Genomic DNA, 21,511 nt, shown 5'->3' with positions numbered 1-21,511 from the left:
GTGGCATTTGACGCCATACTGCGCGTCTTGTCTTTCAATTCACTGCTTCGGAAGTCTTGCATGAAACGTACGCCGCATCTGCTCGCCATCCAGTCCCATGTAGTTTTCGGCCATGCCGGTAATGGCGCGGCAGTGTTCCCGATGCAGCGGGTCGGTGTGAATGTCTGGGCACTCAATACCGTGCAGTTCTCCAATCACACTCAGTATGGCCAGTGGACGGGAGAAGTGCTTGCGCCTGCTCAAATTCCCGCACTGGTCGAGGGCATTGCCGCGATCGGCGAGTTGGGCAATTGCGATGCGGTGTTGTCCGGCTATATGGGCAGCGCCGAGCAGGGACGCGCGATCCTCAGTGGCGTAGCGCGGATCAAGGCGGCCAACCCCAAGGCCTTGTACCTGTGTGACCCGGTCATGGGCCATCCGGAAAAGGGCTGCATCGTACCGGCCGAAGTCAGCCGCTTTCTGCTTGAAGAAGCGTTGGCGGCTGCTGATGTGCTGTGCCCGAACCAGCTGGAACTGGACAGTTTCTGTGATCGCCGGCCGCAGTCCCTGGAAGATTGCGTGACCATGGCTCGCAGCCTGCTGGAACGTGGGCCGAAAGCGGTACTGGTCAAGCACCTGGCTTATCCCGGACGCGGGGCGGAAGATTTCGAGATGCTGTTGGTCACCGCCGAAGGCAGCTGGCACCTACGCCGGCCGCTGCTGGCCTTCCCGCGTCAACCCGTGGGCGTGGGCGACCTGACGTCAGGGCTGTTCCTGGCGCGCCTGCTGCTGGGCGATAGCTGCCTGGCAGCGTTCGAATTCACCGCCGCCGCGGTGCATGAAGTGCTGCTTGAAACCCAGGCCTGCGCCAGCTACGAACTCGAGCTGGTGCGGGCCCAGGACCGCATCGTGCATCCACGGGTGCGCTTCGAGGCTCGGCGCCTGAGCTGTTAAAGCGTGTCGCTCTTGAGCTCCTGGTAGCGTTTTTCCAGCTCCTGGCGAATCTGCCGGCGCTGCTTGCCTTGCAGGAAGCGGCGCTTTTCTTCGCTGCTTTCCGGCTGGCGCGGCGGTACCGCTACAGGCTTGCGGTCGTCATCGACGGCGACCATGGTGAAAAAACAGCTGTTGCTGTGGCGTACCGAACGCTCGCGAATGTTTTCGGTGACCACCTTGATGCCGACTTCCATCGAGGTGTTACCGGTGTAGTTGACCGAGGCAAGAAAGGTCACCAGCTCGCCGACATGTACCGGCTCGCGAAAGACCACCTGGTCTACCGACAGGGTCACCACATAACGCCCGGCATAGCGGCTGGCGCAGGCATAAGCGACTTCATCGAGGTATTTCAGCAGTGTGCCGCCATGAACGTTGCCAGAAAAGTTGGCCATGTCCGGGGTCATCAGGACGGTCATCGACAGCTGGGCGTTTCCAGGTTCCATAGTGTGCTCACGGTTAGGTTGCGCTGAGGCGGGGTGGCGACTGGTATTCACGCTTCTTTCCCCTATTACGATTCCCATCTAAAGACGGGACGCTGACAGCGGCCTTGCCGTCACGCTGTTTGTGCCATTTGCGGCGTTGATTTGGTCGATCTGTTTCCACTTATTGCACCGGCTTTGCGCGACAGGCGGCAGTGTTAACCTGAGGAGGCCCATGCAAGGTGGGTTTTCTACATTAAAAACACTATGTACCCGCAACTCAATCAGTCTATTCCTGGGATGAGTAGCGGTTTGCCCTTCGTCTCAAGGTAAGGAGTACCACGCCGTGCATGCCATAAGCTTTATCCAGGACTTGGCAGTGATCATGCTGGTTGCGGGTGTGGTCACCATCCTCTTTCACCGTTTCAAACAGCCGGTGGTGCTGGGTTACATCGTCGCCGGCTTTATCATCGGCCCGCATACCCCACCGTTTGGCCTGATCCACGACGAAGACACGATCAAGACCCTCGCCGAGCTCGGGGTAATCTTCCTGATGTTCTGCCTGGGCCTGGAGTTCAGCCTGCGCAAGTTGTTCAAGGTCGGCGCCACGGCGTTTATCGCGGCGTTCCTGGAAATCGTGCTGATGATCTGGATCGGCTTCGAGATCGGTCGCTGGTTCGGTTGGAGCACCATGGATTCGCTATTTCTGGGAGCGATTCTGGCGATTTCCTCGACCACCATCATCGTCAAGGCGCTCAACGACCTGAAAATGAAGAACGAGCGCTTTGCCCAACTGATCTTCGGCGTGCTGATCGTCGAGGATATTCTCGGTATCGGCATTATCGCCTTGCTCTCGGGGATCGCCGTCAGTGGCTCGGTCAGTTCCGGCGAAGTGTTTTCCACCGTCGGCAAGCTGTCGCTGTTCATGATCGTGGCGCTGGTCATCGGCATTCTGCTGGTGCCGCGGCTGCTGGCCTACGTCGCACGTTTCGAAAGCAACGAGATGCTGCTGATCACCGTGCTGGGCCTGTGTTTCGGCTTCTGTCTGCTGGTGGTCAAACTCGAGTACAGCATGGTGCTGGGGGCTTTCCTGATCGGTGCAATCATGGCCGAATCGCGACAGTTGCTGAAAATCGAGCGGCTGATTGAACCGGTTCGCGACCTGTTCAGTGCGATTTTCTTTGTCGCCATCGGCATGATGATCGACCCGCTGGTGCTGGTCGAATATGCCTGGCCGATCGTGGTCATCACCGTGGCCGTGGTGCTGGGCAAGATGCTGTCCTGTGGCATGGGGGCATTTATCGCTGGCAATGACGGACGCACCTCGCTACGGGTAGGGATGGGGCTGTCTCAAATTGGCGAGTTCTCCTTCATCATCGCGGCGCTGGGCATGACCCTGCAGGTCACCAGCGACTTCCTTTATCCGGTCGCGGTAGCCGTATCGGCCATCACCACGCTGCTCACGCCTTATCTGATCCGTGGCGCCGATCCTTTGTCGCTGAAGCTTGCCAAGGTCGTCCCGCGCCGCCTGGCACGGGTGTTGTCGCTGTACGGCGAGTGGCTGCGCAGTATCCAGCCTCACGGCGAGGGCGCGTTACTGGCTTCGATGATCCGGCGCATCCTGCTGCAGGTGGGGGTGAACCTGGCACTGGTGGTAGCGATCTTTTTCAGTGGCGGCTATTTCGCTGCGCGCATCGGCGAACACCTGGGGGAATGGATCAGCGACGTAGGCCAGCAGAAGGCACTGATCTGGGGTGCAGCATTGCTGCTGTCGCTACCGTTCCTGATTGCCGCCTATCGCAAGCTCAAGGCACTGTCGATGCTGTTGGCCGAGATGGGCGTCAAGCCGGAAATGGCCGGGCGCCATACCCAACGGGTGCGCCGGGTGATTGCCGAGGTCATTCCGCTGTTGTCGCTGCTGGTGATCTTTCTGCTGTTGTCGGCACTTTCGGCGAGCATTCTGCCGACCAGCGAATTGCTGGTGCTGATTGTGGTGGTGGCGGCGGGTGTGGCGGCGTTGCTCTGGCGCTGGCTCATCCGCGTGCACACACGCATGCAGATCGCGTTGCTGGAGACGCTGGACAATCATCAGGAGAATCACCCCTAGGGTGACGGGGAAAGACGCTTCCTGCACGAGACGATTCGAATGTCCGAGGGGATGGAGCGGTAGCAAATCGCCACGCACAGGAAGGCATGGCGATTCTACGAACATTAATGGCTAAGGGCCATTAATTTATGAGGATATTTCTCATTCAGCTTTCCAGCCAGACATCCCGTGCCCAGTGCCAGACCGACTCCCAGCTTTCTTCGGTGACAATCTCTTCTTCGCCAGACCACAGCACGACAGTGCCGTCTTCTTCGACGCAGTAGTAATCGTCGCCATCCTGGCAGATCGGAATCAGGTCTCGCGGTACACCCGCATCCCAGGCGTTGGCCGCCACCTCCGGCAGGTAGGTGTGCGACTGCGGATCGGTGACAGTGACGGGCTCCAGGCTACCGTAGACCACGTCGCTGACCGTCAGCAGAAACTCCTTGAAGACGAATGGAATATTGATGAACAACTCTTCTTCGATTTCGACCAGCTGGTCTTCGTCCGGCAACTCAAGCGGCACCGGTACCGGTTCATTGGCTTCTCGGAGCTGTTCGATGACTTCTTCCACGGTTCTATCCTCTAACCTTTACGACACGCTGCGCGTTATACCCTAGTAGCCCGCTGCGCTAAAAGCAAAACCCCGGGACAAGCCCGGGGTTTTTTTGTGCAATGCCTCAAGATCAGCCGTTCTGGCGGATCCCGGCGACCAGCCAAGGCTGGTTTTCGCCCTGGGCGCGTTCCATGTTCCAGCTTTCGCTGAACACTTCACCCTGGTCGAAGCGCGAGGTTTTCGACACACCGCTGAAAGTCAGGGTGGCGATGGTCTTGTCGGCGCGATCATCGACACCTTCAAGCTGCACATCCAGGTTGTCGATGTAGGTGGACTGGAAGCCATCACCCAGCTCAGCACGTTCCTGCTTGAGGAACTGCAGCATTTGCGGGGTAACGAATTCGGCGATCTTGTCCATTTCGTTGGCGTCCCAGTGCTGCTGCAGCGTCTGGAAGTGATTACGGGCAGCGGCCAGGAAGCTTTGCTCGTTGAACCAGGCCGGTGCGTTGATGACCGGACGGGCGGCAGCGGCTGGCGCGGCGGAACCACCGAAGATCGACGGCTGAGCCGTTGGCTGATGGGCTTCACGCTGGAATGGCGCGTGACCGGCGGCGGCCATTTGTGGCTGCTGCTTGCGGCGACGGGCGGCGATGAAGCGAAACACCAGGAAGGCGATCAGCGCCATGATCAGGATGTCGAAGATCTGCATGCCATCGAAGCCATCGCCCATGAACATCGAGGCCAGCAGGCCACCGGCGGCGATACCGGCCAGAGGGCCGAGCCATTTCGATGCGCCGCTGGCGGCTGCAGGTGCGCGACCTGGCGCGGTTGGCGAGGCACCCGGGGTGGTCGGGGCAGCCTGGCGGGTCTGGTGCATTGGCGCGGCGCCTGAGCTTTTGCCGCCGCCCATGCGTTTGGCGTTGGCGTCGAGGCTCATCGTCAGGCCGATGCACAACGCCAGGGCGATGCTAAGAAAACGTTGCATAGAAGGGTATTCCCGTTTTGTGGATTGCACGCGCGTCATGGTGCACAGGTTGTAGGACACATGACCAGCGCCAAGATGTTTCCATCTTTTGCCTGCAGTCAGGGCCGCTGTTCTGTGGGAGCGGGCTTGCCCCGCGATTGCAATATCGCGGGGCAAGCCCGCTCCCACCATTCCTACCTACAGCGCTTCGAGCTTGGCGTAGCCGAGCATCAGCCACTTGCTGCCTTCGGCGAAGTTGACCTGCACCCGGGCCTGGGCGCCGGAGCCTTCGAAGTTGAGGATCACGCCCTCGCCGAATACGGCGTGTTGCACACGCTGGCCAAGATTGAAGGCAGTTTGCGGAATGTTCGCGTTGGCGAACAGGCTGCTGGTGTTCTGCTTTTGACCTGAGCCGAAAGGGCGGCTGACGCTGTTGGACAAGCGCACTTCCTGGATCAGCCCCGCCGGTATCTCGCGTACGAAACGGGAAACCTTGTTGTAGGTTTCACTGCCATAAAGACGCCGGGTTTCAGCGTAGGTCATCACCAGCTGCTGCATCGCCCGGGTGATGCCGACGTAGGCCAGCCGGCGTTCTTCCGCCAGACGGCCAGGCTCTTCCAGGCTCATCTTGTGCGGGAACAGGCCTTCTTCCATGCCGACCAGAAACACATGCGGGAATTCCAGGCCTTTGGCGCTGTGCAGGGTCATCAGCTGGATGCTGTCTTCGTGTTCGTCGGCCTGGGCATCGCCAGCTTCCAGCGAAGCATGACCGAGGAACGCGGCCAGGGGCGAGAGTTCGGCATCTTCTTCGCTGGTTTCGAAGTTGCGCGCGGCGCTGACCAGTTCCTCAAGGTTTTCTACCCGTGCCTGACCCTTTTCACCTTTTTCTTCCTGGTGATAGATGATCAGCCCGGACTGCTCGATGACTGTCTGGGTCATCAGGTGCAGCGGCATCTCCATGACCTTGGCGGCAAGGTTTTCGATCAGCTCGATGAACGCGGCCAGGGCACTGGCCGCGCGGCCCTTGAGCGCCTTGTTGGCGATCAGCAGGTTCATCGATTCCCACATCGACACCTCGCTGTGCCGGGCGTGGTCGCGAATCGCTTCGACGGTTTTTTCGCCGATGCCCCGTGGCGGTACGTTGATCACCCGCTCAAGTGCCGCGTCGTTACCGCGACCTTCTAGCAGGCGCAGGTAAGCCATGGCGTTCTTGATCTCGGCGCGTTCGAAGAAGCGCTGACCACCGTAGATGCGGTAGGGGATGCGTTCACGCAACAAGGCTTCTTCAAGCACCCGCGACTGGGCGTTGGAGCGATACAGGATGGCAATGTCGCTACGGGCCAGGCCGGTCTTGAGCACGCTCTCGATGGTTTCGACCACGTAGCGCGCTTCATCGTGTTCGTTGAAGGCTGCGTACAGGCTCAAGGGCTCGCCATCGCCGCCGTCGGTCCACAGTTCCTTGCCCAGGCGATCGCTGTTGTTGGCGATCAGGGCGTTGGCGGCCTTGAGGATGCCGGCTGTGGAGCGGTAGTTCTGCTCCAGACGGATCATCTCGGCGTCGGGGAAGTCGGCGCTGTACTGGTGGATGTTCTCGATCTTGGCGCCGCGCCAGCCATAAATGGACTGGTCGTCGTCGCCAACCACCATCAGGCTGTCGCCACCTTTGCACAGCAGACGCAACCAGGCGTACTGCACGGCGTTGGTATCCTGGAATTCGTCCACCAGCACATGACGGAAGCGCCGCTGGTAATGTTCGAGCAGGCCCGGATGGTCGCGCCACAGGTCCAGGGCGCGCAGCAACAGCTCGGAGAAGTCGATGACCCCGGCGCGCTGGCAAGCGGACTCGTAGGCTTCATAGATGCTGCGCATGGTGCCCAGGTACAGGTCGCCACTGGCCTGGATGTGTTGCGGGCGCAAGCCTTCGTCTTTCTGCCCGTTGATGAACCATTGGGCCTGGCGCGCTGGCCAGCGCTGCTCATCGAGGCCCAGCTCGCGGATCACGCGCTTGACCAGGCGTTGCTGGTCATCGCTGTCGAGAATCTGGAAGTTCTGGTTCAGCCCGGCTTCCTGCCAGTGCGCCCGCAACAGGCGATGGGCCAGGCCGTGGAAGGTGCCTACCCACATACCGGCCGGGTTGATACCCATCAATTGCTCGATACGCTGGCGCATCTCGGCAGCGGCCTTGTTGGTGAAGGTCACCGACAGGATCGAGTGCGGCGAGGCCTGCTCGACCTGGATCAACCAGGCGATGCGGTGCACCAGCACACGGGTCTTGCCGGAGCCGGCACCGGCCAGGACCAACTGACGACCAACGGGGGCCGCTACGGCCTGGCGTTGGGCGTCGTTGAGGGAGTTCAACAGGAGAGAGAGATCATCGCGCATCCGACCATTTTAGGGGCGCGGGCAACCCTTGGGCAAATATACAGTAGAAAAACTTCGTCCTCTCGACTGGCCGGTCATCGCGCTCCAGCCCAAGGCCTGCGCGCTTGAGCGCTTTTCGTCGGAAAACCGCAGAGCAGAATAATGATCCAGAGCAGTTTGGCGCAGGCGTTTGCTTGTGTATGCTCCGTGCACGTTTAGGGCTAACCATTACAAGAACACTGCCTATGACATCTGGTTCCGGCTCCGTCGGCGTGCCTCTGGGGACACGCGGGAGTATTCGTAAACAATTCGCTACGCAACTGGCCGTAGAGCGCACCCGCCTGCTCTATCAAGGCTCGTTGCTGCCCACCCTGTTCATGCTGCTCAACGGTCTGGTCTGTGCCTGGTTGCTCTGGAGCCCGGCGCGCTACCTGCAGGTCAGCGTCTGGGTGGTCTGGTTGATGGCGCTGGTGGCCCTGCGGGTTATCCAGGTGGCCGCGTTTGATTCGGCCATGCCCGATCGCCAGGCTCAGCCGACCTGGTGGCGCATGTTTTTGCTGGGCTCGGCGTTCAGTGGCCTGACCCTGGCCAGCGCCGCGATTGCCCTGGTCCCTGTGGATAACTTTGTGCAGCAGGCCTGGGTGTTTGGCCTGCTGGGGGCGGCGACGCTGTCCGCCAGTATCGCCTATGCCGTCAGCCTGCCGGCTTTCCTCAGCTTCACCTTGCCCTGTCTGCTGCCACCGATCGCCTTCTTGTTCTGGAGTGGTGACGAACAGCATCGAGGCTGGGGCTGGCTTGGCCTGATTTTGTTGGGGGCCTTGCTGGTGGTGGCCTGGCAGGTCAATCGACTGATCGAAGGTGGGCTACTCAAACGTTTTCAGAACCAGGCCTTGATTGAACACCTGCAGACCGCCCAGCGCCACAGCGAGCGGCTCAATCAGGCGCTGGCCGGCGAAGTTGAGCAGCGGCGCCTGGTCGAGGAGCAATTGCGTGAGGCTCAGGTCGGCCTGGAATCCCGAGTCGATCAAGCCAACCATGCGCTAAGCAAAAGCGAACAGCGCCTGGCCCTGGCTCTGGAGGCCAGTGAGTTGGGGTTGTGGGACTGGAACCTGGAGACCGATGAGGTCCACCATACCCAGCTACGCGAATTGTTCGGCCTGGAACCGGCCCAGGTACGTAGCGTGCGCAATGACCTCAAGCCACGCCTGCATCCAGACGATTTGCCGCTGTTGCGCCGTACACTGGTCGAGCACCTCAAAGGGCGCAGCGAGGATTACCGGGTCGAGTATCGGGTGCGCCACAGTCAGGGGCATTGGTGCTGGATCGAAGACCGCGGCCGGGCAGTCGAGCACGGCGCCAATGGCAAGGTCGTGCGCATGCTTGGCACGCGCCGCGATGTTTCTGCGCAGAAGGCTCAGGAGGAACAGCAACGTCTGGCAGCCACGGTATTCGAGGCGGCCAGCGAAGGCATTGCCATTCTTGACCCGAATTTCGTACTGCTGACGGTCAATCAGGCGTACTGCGAAGTCACCGGCTACTCCCGTGAAGAACTGCTCTCACGCAATGCCCTGGAGCTGCCCAGCAGCCGTGATGCGCGACGGCACAGCCTGGCCATTGAACAGGCTCTGGATCAGCAGGGGCGCTGGCAGGGGGAGTTGGTTGAAGCACGCAAGAATGGCGATTTGTATCCGCAATGGCTGCAGCTGAACGGGGTACGTGATGCCCGTGGCACTATCAGCAATATTGTCGGCTTCTATACTGACCTGTCGGCCCGCCGTGAGTCGGAGGAGCGCCTGCGCTACCTGGCGCATTACGACGAGCTGACCGGGTTGGCCAACCGCGCGCTGTTCCGCTTGCGCCTGCACGATGCCGGGCAGCGGGTAAGGCTTAACGGCCGCAGCCTGGCATTGCTGCACATCGACCTGGACCGCTTCAAGTTGCTCAATGAAAGCCTCGGGCATGAGCTGGCTGACCAACTGCTGAAAAAGATGGCCCAGCGCATCGCCAACGCCGTGCCGGAGGCCGATACCGTGGCGCGTTTGTCCGGTGATGAGTTTGCCGTACTGTTCGATGGCTACAACAACCTGTCCAGCCTGGTACGGGTGACCACGCGCCTGCTGGACAAACTGCGGGTGCCGCAGCGTCTGGATGGACATGAAGTGGTGATCAGTGCTTCGGTAGGCATCAGCTTGTTGTCCGATGCCACCTTTGATCTTGGCGCGCTGGTCAGCCAGGCCGACATGGCCAAGCAGCATGCCAAGCATCTGGGCGGCGACAGCTTTCAGTTCTACACCGAGAACCTGCGTGCCAGCACCCTCGAGCGCCTGCAACTGGAGAACCACTTGCGCAAGGCCATCGAGGAGCGGCAGTTGCTGGTCTACTACCAGCCCAAGCTGTGCCTGCGTCAGGGGCGCTTGCTGGCGGCCGAAGCGTTGGTGCGCTGGCAGCATCCGCAATGGGGCATGGTCCCTCCCAGTGAGTTCATCGGCCTGGCCGAAGAGACCGGGCTGATCTCACCCATTGGTGAATTCGTCCTGCGCCAGGCCTGCTGGCAGGCTTGCGAATGGCAGCGCCAGGGGCTGGCGCCGATCCGCGTTTCGGTGAATCTGTCGGTGTATCAATTGCGTCAGGGCAAGCTGGTCAGCCTGGTGCGCCAGGTCCTGGAGGAGAGCGGCCTGGCCCCGCACCTGCTGGAGCTGGAGCTGACCGAGAGCCAGTTACTCGACAGCGTCGAGCACATCATCACCACCTTTCAGCAGCTGCATGAACTCGGGGTCAAGCTGGCGATCGACGATTTCGGCACGGGCTATTCATCACTCAGCTACCTCAAGCGCTTCCCGGTGGACTACGTCAAGATCGACCAGGCTTTTATTCGTGGCCTGCACGAAGGCAGCGAAGACGCGGCGATCACCCGGGCGATCATTGCCATGGCCAAGAGCCTGGATCTGAAAGTGGTTGCCGAGGGCGTGGAAACCCCGGAGCAGTTGGCGTTGCTGCGCGAGCAGGGGTGTGACGAAGTGCAGGGTTACCTGATCAGCAAGCCGGTGGATGCCAGTGCATTCGGTGCGCTGCTGGGGCGTAGCATGACTCGCCTTATCAGCTAGCAGGCCGTGCCAGAGCACAGGCCTGCTGCTGGACACGTCAGTTGGTGGTGATGATCTCGTCGACGGTGGTCAGAAGCTCACCCTCATGCAGCACCCTCACGCAAGGGATGTAGCTGTGATCGCCAGACATCTCGAAGCAGACTTCTTTGTCGGTCTGTACCTGGGTAAAGATGCCTTCTTCCTGTACCAGCTCCAGCTTCAGGTTCAACGCAAAGGATCGGTCCTGAAGATCGGGCTTTACCAATACGGGGGTGATGCCAGGGTGGGCGACCGTGACGGTGCCGCGCACGCGGAAACTTCCCCCGCCGATGCCTGGCATCAGGTCGTTTTGAATGGTCCAGTCCTTGGTTGCGATGGTCATGCCTTGATTCCTCGATGATGGGTTGCAACTCATGTTGCAAGTCCATCTTCCGGTTATCGAGGTGCTCAATGGAGCAGGAAGGTTTTCAGTCGTGCCAGGCGCTGCCCTGGCGTGCCAGCAGGCTATGGGCTTGCTCCGGGCCGTTGGAACCGGCCGGGTAGGGCCTGGGCGCCTGGAAGTGCTCCTGCCAGCCGTTGAGGATCGGATCGATCCAGGCCCAGGCCGCTTCGACCTCGTCACGGCGCATGAACAGCGTCGAGTCGCCTTCGAGTACATCCAGCAGCAGGCGCTCATAGGCGTCCCAGCGCCGGGTCTGGCCGAATACCTGAGCAAGGTTCAGGTTCAGCTCGACGGGCTCCAGGCGCATACCCTTGCCGGGCGTCTTGGTCATCATCTGCAGGCTGATGCGCTCGTCTGGCTGTAGCTGGATCAGCAACTGGTTGGCCTGATCGCCCTCGAACAGGCGATGGGGTACGGGTTTGAACTGGATGACGATCTGCGACGAGCGTTTGGCCAGGCGCTTACCGGTGCGTAGATAGAAGGGCACACCCGCCCAGCGCCAATTGTCGATATGCGCTTCAACGGCGACGAAGGTCTCTGTATCGCTGTCGTTGTCGACATCTTTCTCGAAATAGTAGGCAGGGACTTCCTGGCCGCCGATCTTGCCGGCGCTGTACTGACCGCGCACGGTTTTGTCCTGCACGTCCTGGCCGCCGATAGGTTTGAGGGCCTTGAGGATTTTCACCTTTTCATCGCGCACCGCTTCCGCCTCGAATTGCGCGGGCGGCTCCATCGCCACCAGACAGAGCAGTTGCAGCAGGTGGTTCTGCAGCATGTCGCGGGTCGCCCCAGCGCGATCGTAGTAGGCGCCGCGGTTCTCTACGCCGAGGCTTTCACAGACGCTGATCTGCACATGATCGATCTGGTTGTTGCGCCACACCGGTTCCAGCAGGGCATTGGCAAAGCGCAAGGCCATGAGGTTCTGCACGGTTTCCTTGCCCAGGTAGTGGTCGATGCGAAACACCTGCGACTCGTCGAACACCGCGCCGATGGCCTGGTTGATCGCGGTAGCCGACTCCAGTGAATGGCCGATGGGCTTTTCCAGGACAATGCGTGCTTCGCTTTCGGCCAGGCCGGCAACTTTCAGGTGGTTGGCGATCGGCACGAACAGATTCGGTGCGGTCGCCAGATAGTAGACGCGGGTCAGCCCGCCCGGTTCGCCGAGAAAGCGGGCCAGGCGACCGAAGTCGGCACTTTGCGCGGCATCCATGGCGAAGTAGTCCAGGCGTGCGCAGAAACGCGCCCAGACATCCTCATCGAAGTCGTTGCGGGCAATCTGCGCCCGGCAGCGACGCTCGGCGAGCTTGAGATACTCACTGCGTGGCAGGTTGCGCCGGGCCAGCGCAATGATGCGCACGGCGATGTGCAGGCGGCCCTCGCGATACAGGTGATAGAGCGCCGGAAGCAGTTTGTGCAGGGCCAGATCACCGGTGCCGCCGAACACCATAATGTCGCAAGGGATAGTCAATACCACCACTCTCCAGGTTCGTTTAGCTGGGCGGGTCGCCGGTCATGTAGTATAACTACAAGAAAGCTACAACCCGGTCAGTCGATCATAACCGAGTCCTGCCCTTGAATCTGTTGCAACACATCGCCCAGTCGCGCCATCTGTTACGCAAATCGGAACTCAAAGTTGCCGATCACGTGCTGCTGGATCCCGCAGCCGTCATGCACAGCTCCATGGCCGATCTTGCCCACAGCGTTGGTATCAGCGAGCCGACCATCGTGCGCTTTTGCCGAGCCATCGGTTGTTCCGGGTTCCAGGACCTCAAGCTCAAGCTGGCCCAGAGCCTGGCGGCCGGCGCCAGCTTTGGCCAGTTCGCCATTCATGAAGACGACTCGGTCGCCGATTACAGCCTGAAGATTTTCGACACCACCCTGCATACCCTGATGGAAGTGCGCGAGCACCTCGACCCTCAGGCCCTGCAGCGTGCGGTTTCGGCCATGGCCCAGGCCCAGCGCGTCGAGTTCTATGGCTTTGGCGCGTCCGGCGCAGTGGCGGCTGACGCCCAGCACAAGTTCTTCCGTCTGCTGCTTACGGCGGCGGCGTATTCCGACCCGCATATGCAGGCAATGTCGGCGGTGACCCTGAAGCCGGGTGATGTGGCCATCTGCATTTCCCAGTCAGGGCGTTCCAAGGACCTGCTGATCACCGCCAACCTGGTGCGTGAAAGCGGTGCCACACTGATTACCCTGTGCCCGAGCCAGACCCCATTGGCTGAGCTGTCGACCGTGAACCTGGCGATCGACGTGCATGAAGACACGGAAATCTACACCCCGCTGACCTCGCGTATTGCCCACCTGGTGGTGATCGATGTGCTCGCCATGGGCGTGGCCATGGCGCGTGGTCCGAGCCTGGTCAATCACCTCAAGAGCGTCAAACGCAGCTTGCGCAGCCTGCGTCTGTCGCCCAAGTCGATCAAGGCGATGGACGACTGAGCCGGGTTGCTGTTTCATCGATTTGTCATTGGCACGCCGCCAAATCGTAACGCCGCGTAGTCAGGCTGAAACTCCCGCACTCGATCAGGGAGATATGCAATGGCTCGTGAACTCGATGGCTCGTATCAACCCAACGCCAAGTCCCGCAAGCAGCAGGAGAAAGATCAGCGCCGCATGGAGTACCGCCGCGCGATCGAAAGCTACTCCGAACAACGCCGCCTGCTCCAGGAAATCGCCGATTACCCCGAGTTGCAAGCCATCAGCGTATGGCAGGTATCGGCGGCAAACTCCCCGAAAAACGCTCAACAAGCCCGCTGATTTGCGTTCGTTCGCTGCGGATGAATGCAAGAAAGGCCAAGGCCACCGGCGATTGCCGTTTGGCCTTGGCCTGCACCACGCACCAGCTGCGGTACAGCGGCAGTTCTTCGACCGGTAGCTCGCGCAGCATCCCGGTAGCCAGTTCCAGGTTCAGCGCATGCCGGGTCAGCAAGGCAATGCCCAGGCCGGCAATCACACATTCGCGCTGGGCATCGGCCGAGGCGACCTCAAGGGTCTGGGTGAAGTGCACGCGCTTGTCCTTGAAGTACTCTTCACAGGCCTTGCGGGTGCCCGAACCTTGTTCGCGAACCAGCAGGGTATGCGGCTCAAGATCTTGCAAGCGCAGCTTTTCCAGCTTGCACAAGGGATGATCCGGCGGTGCCACGGCGACAATCGGATTGTTGAGAAACGGCAGGAATTCCAGGCCCATGTCCTGGGGCACCATGGACATGATGATCAGGTCGTCACGGTTGTCCGAGAGGCGACGGATGGCCTGGGCCCGGTTGACCACGGTGAGGGTAAGATTGACTTCAGGGTGCAGGCGCTTGAAGGCGGCAAACAGATGCGGGACGAAGTATTTGGCACTGGATTCCACTGCCAGCTTCAGCTGCCCTTGCAACGAACCCTGCATGTCGGAGAGCTGCATGTCGAGGCTTTCCAGGCGGCCGAAGATGTCCCGGCTGGCGCGCTGCAGGGCTTCGGCAGCCTCGGTCAGGTAGAGTTTTTTGCCGACGTACTCGAACAGCGGCTGACCCACCAGTTCTTCGAGCTGGCGGATCTGTAGACTAACGGCGGGTTGCGTGAGGTTCATCTCCTCGGCCGCGCGGCTGTAGGAACGCAAATCACAGACCTCATTGAAGATCTGCAACTGACGCAATGTCATACGCATCAATGACTTACGCATTTTTTCCACATCCCGGCAAAACCTTGTAACAGCACTATAAGCTTTTGCTAATGCACGCCCTAATAAATATTGATTTTTGTTTATCAAGAGACAGCGCTAGGGTAAAGATGCGACTGGCCAGCGACGATTGGTCACGCGCCGACCGGCGGTGCCGGCTCGTTTGTTCTAGCGGCCTTGGGAATACTCCAGTGATAAAAAAAATCCTGATCGCCAACAGGGGTGAAATCGCAGTTCGGATCGTGCGTGCCTGCGCCGAGATGGGCATTCGCTCCGTGGCGATCTACTCCGACGCCGACCGCCATGCCTTGCACGTCAAGCGTGCAGACGAGGCCCACAGCATTGGTGCCGAGCCCCTGGCCGGCTACCTGAACCCGCGCAAGCTGGTGAACCTGGCCGTGGAAACCGGTTGTGATGCCCTGCATCCCGGTTATGGTTTTCTGTCTGAGAACGCTGAGCTTGCGGACATCTGTGCTGAACGCGGGATCAAGTTCATTGGTCCGGCAGCCGAAGTCATTCGCCGCATGGGTGACAAGACCGAAGCCCGTCGCAGCATGATCAAAGCCGGTGTGCCGGTAACTCCGGGCACCGAAGGCAACGTTGCCGACATTCACGAGGCGCTTGAGGAAGGTGACCGCATCGGTTACCCGGTGATGCTCAAGGCCACCTCCGGCGGTGGCGGCCGCGGTATTCGTCGCTGCAACAGCCGCGAGGAGCTGGAACAGGCATTCCCACGGGTGATTTCCGAAGCGACCAAGGCATTTGGCTCGGCGGAAGTGTTCCTGGAAAAATGCATCGTCAATCCGAAACACATCGAGGCACAGATCCTCGGTGACAGCTTCGGCAACGTTGTGCACCTGTTCGAGCGCGATTGCTCGATCCAGCGCCGCAACCAGAAGCTCATCGAAATCGCCCCAAGCCCGCAACTGACCCCTGAACAGCGCGCCTATATCGGCGACCTGTCGGTGCGGGCAGCCAAAGCGGTGGGCTACGAGAACGCCGGTACCGTGGAGTTCCTGCTCGCCGATGGCGAGGTGTACTTCATGGAGATGAACACCCGGGTGCAGGTGGAACACACCATCACCGAAGAAATCACCGGTATCGATATCGTTCGCGAGCAGATCCGCATTGCTTCGGGCCTGCCGCTGTCGGTGAAGCAGGAAGACATCCAGCACCGCGGCTTTGCCCTGCAGTTCCGGATCAATGCTGAAGATCCGAAGAACAACTTCCTGCCCAGCTTCGGCAAGATCACCCGTTACTACGCACCCGGCGGTCCCGGCGTACGGACCGACACGGCGATCTACACCGGCTACACCATTCCACCGTTCTACGACTCCATGTGCCTGAAACTGGTGGTCTGGGCGCTGACCTGGGAAGAAGCCATGGACCGCGGCCTGCGGGCTCTGGACGACATGCGCGTGCAAGGGGTGAAGACCACTGCCGCCTACTACCAGGAAATCCTGCGCAATCCGGAATTCCGCAGCGGTCAGTTCAATACCAGCTTCGTTGAAAGCCATCCGGAACTGACCAACTACTCGATCAAGCGCAAACCCGAAGAGCTGGCCCTGGCCATCGCTGCCGCCATTGCCGCCCACGCAGGCCTGTGAGGAATCCCATAATGTCCAAGAAAATCTTTGTAACCGACACAATCCTGCGTGACGCCCACCAGTCCCTGCTGGCCACCCGCATGCGTACCGAAGACATGCTGCCGATCTGCGACAAGCTCGACAAGGTCGGCTACTGGTCGCTGGAAGTCTGGGGCGGCGCGACCTTCGACGCCTGTGTGCGCTTCCTCAAGGAAGACCCGTGGGAGCGTTTGCGCAAACTGCGTGCAGCGCTGCCTAACACCCGCCTGCAGATGCTCCTGCGCGGTCAGAACCTGCTCGGCTACCGCCACTACAGCGACGATGTGGTCAAAGCCTTCGTGGCCAAGGCTGCCGTCAACGGTATCGACGTGTTCCGCATCTTCGATGCCATGAACGACGTGCGTAACCTGCGTGTGGCCATCGAAGCGGTCAAGGCTGCCGGCAAGCACGCCCAGGGCACCATTGCCTACACCACCAGCCCGGTGCACACCATCGACGCTTTCGTGGCCCAGGCCAAACAGATGGAAGCCATGGGTTGCGACTCGGTGGCGATCAAGGACATGGCCGGCCTGCTGACCCCATTCGCCACCGGCGAGCTGGTCAAGGCGCTGAAGGCCGAGCAATCGCTGCCGGTGTTCGTGCACTCCCACGACACCGCCGGCCTGGCTGCCATGTGCCAACTCAAGGCCATCGAGAACGGCGCTGATCACATCGACACTGCGATCTCCAGCTTTGCCTGGGGTACCAGCCATCCGGGTACCGAGTCGATGGTTGCAGCGCTCAAGGGCAGCGAGTTCGACACTGGCCTGGACCTGGAGCTGCTGCAGGAAATCGGCCTGTACTTCTATGCCGTGCGCAAGAAGTACCACCAGTTCGAAAGCGAGTTCACTTCCGTGGATACCCGCGTGCAAGTGAACCAGGTACCGGGCGGGATGATTTCCAACCTGGCCAACCAGCTCAAGGAGCAGGGCGCGCTCAACCGCATGAGCGAAGTGCTGGCTGAGATCCCGCGCGTGCGTGAAGACCTCGGCTTCCCGCCGCTGGTGACCCCGACCTCGCAGATTGTTGGCACCCAGGCGTTCTTCAACGTGCTGGCCGGCGAGCGCTACAAGACCATCACCAACGAAGTGAAGCTGTACCTGCAAGGCGGTTACGGCAAGGCACCGGGTGTGGTCGACGAGAACCTGCGTCGTCAGGCCATCGGTAGCGAAGAAGTCATCGACGTGCGCCCGGCCGACCTGCTCAAGCCGGAAATGACCAAGCTGCGTGCCGATATCGGCAACCTGGCCAAGTCCGAAGAAGACGTGCTGACCTACGCCATGTTCCCGGACATCGGGCGCAAGTTCCTCGAAGAGCGCGAAGCCGGCACCCTGACCCCTGAAGTGCTGCTGCCAATTCCGGAAGCTGGCAAGGTGGCTTCGGCTGGCGGCGAAGGCGTGCCGACCGAGTTCGTCATCGACGTCCACGGTGAAACCTACCGCGTCGACATTACCGGTGTCGGCGTTAAGGCCGAAGGCAAGCGTCACTTCTACCTGTCCATCGACGGCATGCCGGAAGAAGTGGTGTTCGAACCGCTCAACGAATTCGTCGGCGGTGGTAGCAGCAAGCGCAAGCAGGCCAGCGCACCGGGCCACGTCAGCACCACCATGCCGGGCAACATCGTCGATGTGCTGGTCAAGGAAGGCGACATGGTCAAGGCCGGCCAGCCGGTGCTGATTACCGAAGCCATGAAGATGGAAACCGAAGTCCAGGCGGACATCGCCGGCAAGGTCACCGCCATTCATGTAGCCAAGGGCGACCGGGTCAACCCGGGCGAAATCCTGATCGAGATCGAGGGCTGATTTTCAGGCCTTCATCTACAAGCGGTTAACCTCTGGGGAGCAAATGCTCCCCTTTTTTTGCGCTCTGTAGGAGCGGATTCATCCGCGAAGGACTGCATAGCAGTCCCGGGTTTGGGGCCGCGCTGCGCCCCTTCGCGGATAAATCCGCTCCTACCGGCACGCTTCGAGGGTTTGCACCTGGCCGCCAGGCATTTGGTTATCGCTGCTCAGCCAGCGCTCAAACCCCGCCGCAATCGCCGGCCACTCATCATCGGTAATCGAGAACCAGGCGGTATCGCGATTCCTGTCCTTGATCACCATATGCTTGCGAAACACCCCTTCGAAGTGGAAGCCGAAGCGTTCGGCTGCACGTTTGGAGCGGGCGTTGTCGTTGTTGCACTTCCACTCCAGGCGGCGGTTGCCCAGCTCGAACGCCAGCTTGCCCAGCAGGTAGACCGCCTCGGTGCCTTTGGGCGTGCGCTGCATGGCGGCGCCAAAGGCAATATGGCCGATCTCGATACGGCCCTGGTCGGGCACGATCGACATCAGGCTGAGGATGCCCTGGGTCTGGCCGCTGGCGCTGTCGATGACGCTATAGAACAACGGATCGCTGCTGGCCGCGTTGCTGTCGAGCCAGTGGTCGAAGTCTTCACGCTCGGTGAACGGCCCGTAGGCCAGATAATCCCAGAGTTTCGGGTCGGCGTCGGGGCCCTGGAACACCTGCCAGAGGTCTTCGCGGTCACGACGCGGATCGAGCTTTTCCAGGCGAATGAAGCGCCCGACCAGGGTTTTCGGTTGCGGGCGTTTTGCCGGGTGCCAGTTCAACGATGCATTCATGTAAAGGCTCCAGGGCTTACAGCGGTTTGCGAAACTGGATGAAACCAGGCCGCTCGGCGACCTGCTCGTACAGGCTGATGGCGGTGGCATTGGTTTCATGGGTCAACCAGTGAACCTTGGCGCAGCCTGCTGCCTTCGCCGTAGCGTAGACGTATTCGATCAACTGGCGGCCGACACCCAGGCCACGTTGCTCACTCTGGACATAGAGATCCTGCAGGTAGCAAGAGTTCTCGATGCTCCAGTTCGAACGATGATAGATCCAGTGGACCATGCCCACCGCTTTACCGTCGACCCAGGCCAGCGCGGCATTGGTCGGCTCATTCGGGTCGAGCATGCGCTGCCAGGCCACGGCGGTCACCTCGTCGCCAATTCGGGTCTCGTAGAAGCGTTGGTAGGCCTGCCACAGGGGCAGCCAGGCGCTGTGGTCATCGGCAGTAACCGGGCGGATCGTAACGATAGGCATGAGAGAGTCCTTCAAGAGTGGCGCATCACTGCGGCCAGTTGGTTGTCCAGGGGATCGCTGCTGTTGGCCAGGCTCGTACGCACACCTTCGATATCGATGGCCGAACGGTTCTGGCTGAGTTTGCGGGTGCCTTGCAGGCGCTCGATGGGCAGGGCAAAGCCGACAATCGCCTTGAGCATTCCAGCCATGTAGTCGGCGGGTGCTTCATCCACCGACCACGGCCTGGCTTGAGACTGCTCATGGTGGTCGCTCAGGCGCCGGACGATGTCCAGCAGATGCTCGGCATCGTGGTAAACCTCGGCTTTACCCCAGGCGTGTACGGCCAGGTAGTTCCAGGTCGGTACGGTGCGCGGATCCTCGGCCTTGCTCGGATAGTAGCCGGCACTGACATAAGCGTCGGGCCCAGAAAACACCACCAGGGCTTCGGCGCCGTTTTCCAGCGCTTGCCATTGTCGGTTGGCGCGGGCGAAGTGGCCGTAGAGGGTGCCGTTGCTGCCTTGGCTGCGATCCAGCAGCAGGGGCAGGTGGCTGGCCTGCAGACCTTGTTCACCCTGGGTAACCAGCACGGCCAGGCGGGTCTGTTCGATCTGCCGGTGCAGCTGGCTGAGGTCGGTTTCCTTGTAGCTCGAAGGTGTGAACATGAGGATTGTCCTTGGCGAATGGTTCAATCCTAGGCAGGCTATTGGTCTATGGTAAGAGCCATTTCCAGCTAATTTGATAGGTCCATTGTCATGAGCGTGCGTCCTTTCGCGTTGCCGTTCGACCCTACGGGTATTGTCCTTGACCGGCGCCAGGGGTTGAGTCGTCAGCTTTACCAGGCGCTGCGCCTGCGCGTGCTGGATGGCCGTTTGAGCAGCGGCACGCGCTTGCCGGCCACCCGCGACATGGCCGCGGCACTGGCACTGTCGCGCAACAGCGTGGTGCGTGCCTACGACCAGCTGTATGCCGAAGGCTTTATCGAGAGCCGGGTTGGCGACGGCACCTATGTGAGTCAGCTGCCAAAACTATCCACAAAAGTATCCACAGGGTTATCCCTGGGTTTTTCCACAGGGTTATCCACAAAAACGCCGGAAGATACTGAGATTATATCCAGTAATGTTATCCACAATGGCCCCTTGGAGCGGCTGGAAAAGCACCATTTGCCCGCGCCGAAAAGCGGTCCGCCAAGGGCGTTTCGTGTCGGATTACCGGCGCTCGATCTGTTTCCGTTCGACGTCTGGGCCAAGCTGCAGGCGGGATTCTGGCGCAATCCGGATCCTGCCGCTTTGGGCTACGGCGATCCGGCGGGGGAGACCGAGCTGCGTGAGCTGATTGCCACCTATTTGCGTCGTTCACGCGGGCTTTCCTGCACGGCTGAGCAAATTGTGATCACCAGTGGTGCGCAGCAGGCGATAAGCCTTTGTGCACAGTTGCTGCTGGAGTCGGGTGACGTGGTGGCTGTGGAAAACCCCGGCTATCGTGCCGCCGGTAATGCCTTCGCCCTGACCGGTGCGCAAGTGCGTGGCATTGCTGTCGATAACGAAGGACTGGACTGCGCTGCACTCTATGACGTGGCGCATTGCCGCCTGAGTTATGTGACCCCCTCGCACCAGTATCCCACCGGGGTCACCATGAGCCTGGCCCGGCGCCTGGAACTGCTGGACTGGGCGCAGCGCAAGGACGCCTGGATCATCGAGGACGATTACGACGGCGAGTACCGCTACAGCGGGGCGCCGTTGGCCCCGCTGGCGGCGCTGGATCGTAGCGGGCGGGTGTTGTATGTCGGCACGTTCGGCAAGATAGCCTTTCCCGCGTTGCGTCTGGGTTATCTGGTGCTGCCGCAACAGCTGGTGCAAGCCTTCTCCCGGTGCCGGGCGCTGGCGGTCAGGCATTCGGAGGTCGGCACGCAGGCGGTGATGGCGCAGTTCATGGCCCAGGGGCATTTTCAGCGGCACATTCGCCGGGTGCGGCGCGCTGCGCTGAGCCGGCGCAATGCATTGCAAGCAGGCTGGCCTGTGGATATCTCCGGCCTCGGGCTGATGCCCGAGGTGGCGGCGGGATTACACGTGAAGATTGATGTCGAAAGCCATGCCCGCGAGCAACAGCTGATCGCTCAGGCCGAAGCCGTCGGCGTCGAACTCAATGCCCTGAGCGATTACTGGTTGCCTGATTCGCTTACCTCTGTGGATAACCGCGCAGGGCTGGTGCTGGGCTTCGCCGCGGTGGACGAAGCGAAGATTGCCGACGCCCTGGCACGCTTGCGGCGTGCCTGGCGTGGTTGACGA

The 21,511-nt window shown here is 60.8% G+C and carries 18 protein-coding genes; 8 read left to right on the top strand and 10 right to left on the bottom strand.

Going from position 1 to position 21,511, the window contains the following annotated elements; genetic code table 11:
* The first annotated feature begins 60 nt into the window (after positions 1 to 60).
* Positions 61 to 933, top strand: coding sequence for a pyridoxal kinase PdxY (gene pdxY, locus ACVI9W_RS12030; protein ID WP_461530092.1), 873 nt, complete (start codon positions 61 to 63; stop codon positions 931 to 933).
* Here pdxY and ACVI9W_RS12025 read toward each other — a convergent pair.
* Positions 930 to 1,415, bottom strand: a complete 486-nt coding sequence (locus ACVI9W_RS12025) for an acyl-CoA thioesterase (RefSeq protein WP_461530091.1) — start codon at positions 1,413 to 1,415, stop codon at positions 930 to 932. The genes pdxY and ACVI9W_RS12025 overlap by 4 nt on opposite strands.
* Positions 1,416 to 1,737: 322 nt before the next feature.
* Here ACVI9W_RS12025 and ACVI9W_RS12020 point away from each other — a divergent pair, with 322 nt between their 5' ends.
* Positions 1,738 to 3,498 (top strand): cation:proton antiporter, encoded by a 1,761-nt coding sequence (locus ACVI9W_RS12020; RefSeq protein WP_461530090.1) that lies wholly within the window; start codon positions 1,738 to 1,740, stop codon positions 3,496 to 3,498.
* 145 nt (positions 3,499 to 3,643) lie between these two features.
* Here ACVI9W_RS12020 and ACVI9W_RS12015 read toward each other — a convergent pair whose 3' ends face one another.
* The 3 genes from ACVI9W_RS12015 to uvrD form a co-directional block, all read right to left on the bottom strand.
* Positions 3,644 to 4,051, bottom strand: a complete 408-nt coding sequence (locus ACVI9W_RS12015; RefSeq protein ID WP_038616029.1) for an SMI1/KNR4 family protein — start codon at positions 4,049 to 4,051, stop codon at positions 3,644 to 3,646.
* A gap of 112 nt (positions 4,052 to 4,163) precedes the next feature.
* Complete coding sequence (locus tag ACVI9W_RS12010; protein ID WP_038616027.1) at positions 4,164 to 5,018, bottom strand: Tim44 domain-containing protein; 855 nt, start codon at positions 5,016 to 5,018, stop codon at positions 4,164 to 4,166.
* Between the two features lie 177 nt (positions 5,019 to 5,195).
* Positions 5,196 to 7,379, bottom strand: coding sequence for a DNA helicase II (gene uvrD / locus ACVI9W_RS12005; RefSeq protein ID WP_038616025.1), 2,184 nt, complete (start codon positions 7,377 to 7,379; stop codon positions 5,196 to 5,198).
* Positions 7,380 to 7,603: 224 nt separating this feature from the next.
* On the opposite strand from uvrD, the gene ACVI9W_RS12000 reads away from it, so the two are divergent.
* Complete coding sequence (locus ACVI9W_RS12000; protein WP_461530089.1) at positions 7,604 to 10,462, top strand: putative bifunctional diguanylate cyclase/phosphodiesterase; 2,859 nt, start codon at positions 7,604 to 7,606, stop codon at positions 10,460 to 10,462.
* A 37-nt stretch (positions 10,463 to 10,499) separates the two neighbouring features.
* Here the strand turns inward: ACVI9W_RS12000 and ACVI9W_RS11995 are convergent, their stop codons facing one another.
* Both ACVI9W_RS11995 and zwf read right to left on the bottom strand, forming a co-directional pair.
* Complete coding sequence (locus tag ACVI9W_RS11995) at positions 10,500 to 10,823, bottom strand: hypothetical protein (protein ID WP_461530088.1); 324 nt, start codon at positions 10,821 to 10,823, stop codon at positions 10,500 to 10,502.
* 85 nt (positions 10,824 to 10,908) lie between these two features.
* Positions 10,909 to 12,351, bottom strand: coding sequence for a glucose-6-phosphate dehydrogenase (gene zwf / locus ACVI9W_RS11990; protein ID WP_461530087.1), 1,443 nt, complete (start codon positions 12,349 to 12,351; stop codon positions 10,909 to 10,911).
* A 104-nt stretch (positions 12,352 to 12,455) separates the two neighbouring features.
* Here zwf and hexR point away from each other — a divergent pair, with 104 nt between their 5' ends.
* Positions 12,456 to 13,322, top strand: coding sequence for a transcriptional regulator HexR (gene hexR / locus ACVI9W_RS11985; protein WP_038616018.1), 867 nt, complete (start codon positions 12,456 to 12,458; stop codon positions 13,320 to 13,322).
* A 99-nt stretch (positions 13,323 to 13,421) separates the two neighbouring features.
* Complete coding sequence (locus tag ACVI9W_RS11980) at positions 13,422 to 13,640, top strand: PA3496 family putative envelope integrity protein (RefSeq protein ID WP_075226612.1); 219 nt, start codon at positions 13,422 to 13,424, stop codon at positions 13,638 to 13,640.
* Here the strand turns inward: ACVI9W_RS11980 and ACVI9W_RS11975 are convergent.
* Entirely contained in the window at positions 13,582 to 14,529 is a 948-nt protein-coding gene (locus tag ACVI9W_RS11975) for a LysR family transcriptional regulator (RefSeq protein WP_167335160.1), read from the bottom strand. The genes ACVI9W_RS11980 and ACVI9W_RS11975 overlap by 59 nt on opposite strands.
* Before the next feature lie 203 nt (positions 14,530 to 14,732).
* Between ACVI9W_RS11975 and ACVI9W_RS11970 the strand changes: the two genes are divergently transcribed.
* Together ACVI9W_RS11970 and oadA are read left to right on the top strand one after the other, a co-directional pair.
* On the top strand, positions 14,733 to 16,148 hold the full coding sequence (locus tag ACVI9W_RS11970; RefSeq protein WP_045186243.1) for an acetyl-CoA carboxylase biotin carboxylase subunit: 1,416 nt from the start codon (positions 14,733 to 14,735) through the stop codon (positions 16,146 to 16,148).
* Between the two features lie 11 nt (positions 16,149 to 16,159).
* Positions 16,160 to 17,968, top strand: a complete 1,809-nt coding sequence (gene oadA / locus ACVI9W_RS11965; RefSeq protein ID WP_461530086.1) for a sodium-extruding oxaloacetate decarboxylase subunit alpha — start codon at positions 16,160 to 16,162, stop codon at positions 17,966 to 17,968.
* Positions 17,969 to 18,118: 150 nt separating this feature from the next.
* Here the strand turns inward: oadA and ACVI9W_RS11960 are convergent, their stop codons facing one another.
* The 3 genes from ACVI9W_RS11960 to ACVI9W_RS11950 are packed head-to-tail and all read right to left on the bottom strand — an operon-like array spanning position 18,119 to position 19,888.
* Positions 18,119 to 18,784, bottom strand: a complete 666-nt coding sequence (locus ACVI9W_RS11960) for a GNAT family N-acetyltransferase (RefSeq protein ID WP_461530085.1) — start codon at positions 18,782 to 18,784, stop codon at positions 18,119 to 18,121.
* Between the two features lie 16 nt (positions 18,785 to 18,800).
* On the bottom strand, positions 18,801 to 19,247 hold the full coding sequence (locus tag ACVI9W_RS11955; RefSeq protein ID WP_461530084.1) for a GNAT family N-acetyltransferase: 447 nt from the start codon (positions 19,245 to 19,247) through the stop codon (positions 18,801 to 18,803).
* 11 nt (positions 19,248 to 19,258) lie between these two features.
* Positions 19,259 to 19,888 (bottom strand): FMN-binding negative transcriptional regulator, encoded by a 630-nt coding sequence (locus tag ACVI9W_RS11950; RefSeq protein WP_461530083.1) that lies wholly within the window; start codon positions 19,886 to 19,888, stop codon positions 19,259 to 19,261.
* Positions 19,889 to 19,978: 90 nt separating this feature from the next.
* On the opposite strand from ACVI9W_RS11950, the gene pdxR reads away from it, so the two are divergent.
* A complete protein-coding gene (gene pdxR / locus ACVI9W_RS11945) occupies positions 19,979 to 21,508 on the top strand; it encodes a MocR-like pyridoxine biosynthesis transcription factor PdxR (protein ID WP_461530082.1) in 1,530 nt (509 codons plus the stop codon).
* Positions 21,509 to 21,511: the final 3 nt, after the last annotated feature.

The sequence above is a fragment of the Pseudomonas sp. 210_17 TE3656 genome (assembly GCF_054821965.1).
The sequence above is the reverse complement of the archived record's forward strand: the minus strand, read 5'-3'. Positions and strand labels throughout refer to the sequence as shown.

Excerpts from the sequence above, each read along its gene's own strand:
- ACVI9W_RS11995 (WP_461530088.1), bottom strand. The coding sequence starts at position 10,823 with ATGACCATCGCAACCAAGGACTGGACCATTCAAAACGACCTGATGCCA.
- ACVI9W_RS12010 (WP_038616027.1), bottom strand. The coding sequence starts at position 5,018 with ATGCAACGTTTTCTTAGCATCGCCCTGGCGTTGTGCATCGGCCTGACG.
- ACVI9W_RS11980 (WP_075226612.1), top strand. The coding sequence starts at position 13,422 with ATGGCTCGTGAACTCGATGGCTCGTATCAACCCAACGCCAAGTCCCGC.
- pdxR (WP_461530082.1), top strand. The coding sequence starts at position 19,979 with ATGAGCGTGCGTCCTTTCGCGTTGCCGTTCGACCCTACGGGTATTGTC.
- pdxY (WP_461530092.1), top strand. The coding sequence starts at position 61 with ATGAAACGTACGCCGCATCTGCTCGCCATCCAGTCCCATGTAGTTTTC.
- ACVI9W_RS12025 (WP_461530091.1), bottom strand. The coding sequence starts at position 1,415 with ATGGAACCTGGAAACGCCCAGCTGTCGATGACCGTCCTGATGACCCCG.
- ACVI9W_RS11960 (WP_461530085.1), bottom strand. The coding sequence starts at position 18,784 with ATGAATGCATCGTTGAACTGGCACCCGGCAAAACGCCCGCAACCGAAA.
- oadA (WP_461530086.1), top strand. The coding sequence starts at position 16,160 with ATGTCCAAGAAAATCTTTGTAACCGACACAATCCTGCGTGACGCCCAC.
- ACVI9W_RS11975 (WP_167335160.1), bottom strand. The coding sequence starts at position 14,529 with ATGCGTATGACATTGCGTCAGTTGCAGATCTTCAATGAGGTCTGTGAT.
- ACVI9W_RS12000 (WP_461530089.1), top strand. The coding sequence starts at position 7,604 with ATGACATCTGGTTCCGGCTCCGTCGGCGTGCCTCTGGGGACACGCGGG.
- ACVI9W_RS11950 (WP_461530083.1), bottom strand. The coding sequence starts at position 19,888 with ATGTTCACACCTTCGAGCTACAAGGAAACCGACCTCAGCCAGCTGCAC.
- ACVI9W_RS11955 (WP_461530084.1), bottom strand. The coding sequence starts at position 19,247 with ATGCCTATCGTTACGATCCGCCCGGTTACTGCCGATGACCACAGCGCC.
- uvrD (WP_038616025.1), bottom strand. The coding sequence starts at position 7,379 with ATGCGCGATGATCTCTCTCTCCTGTTGAACTCCCTCAACGACGCCCAA.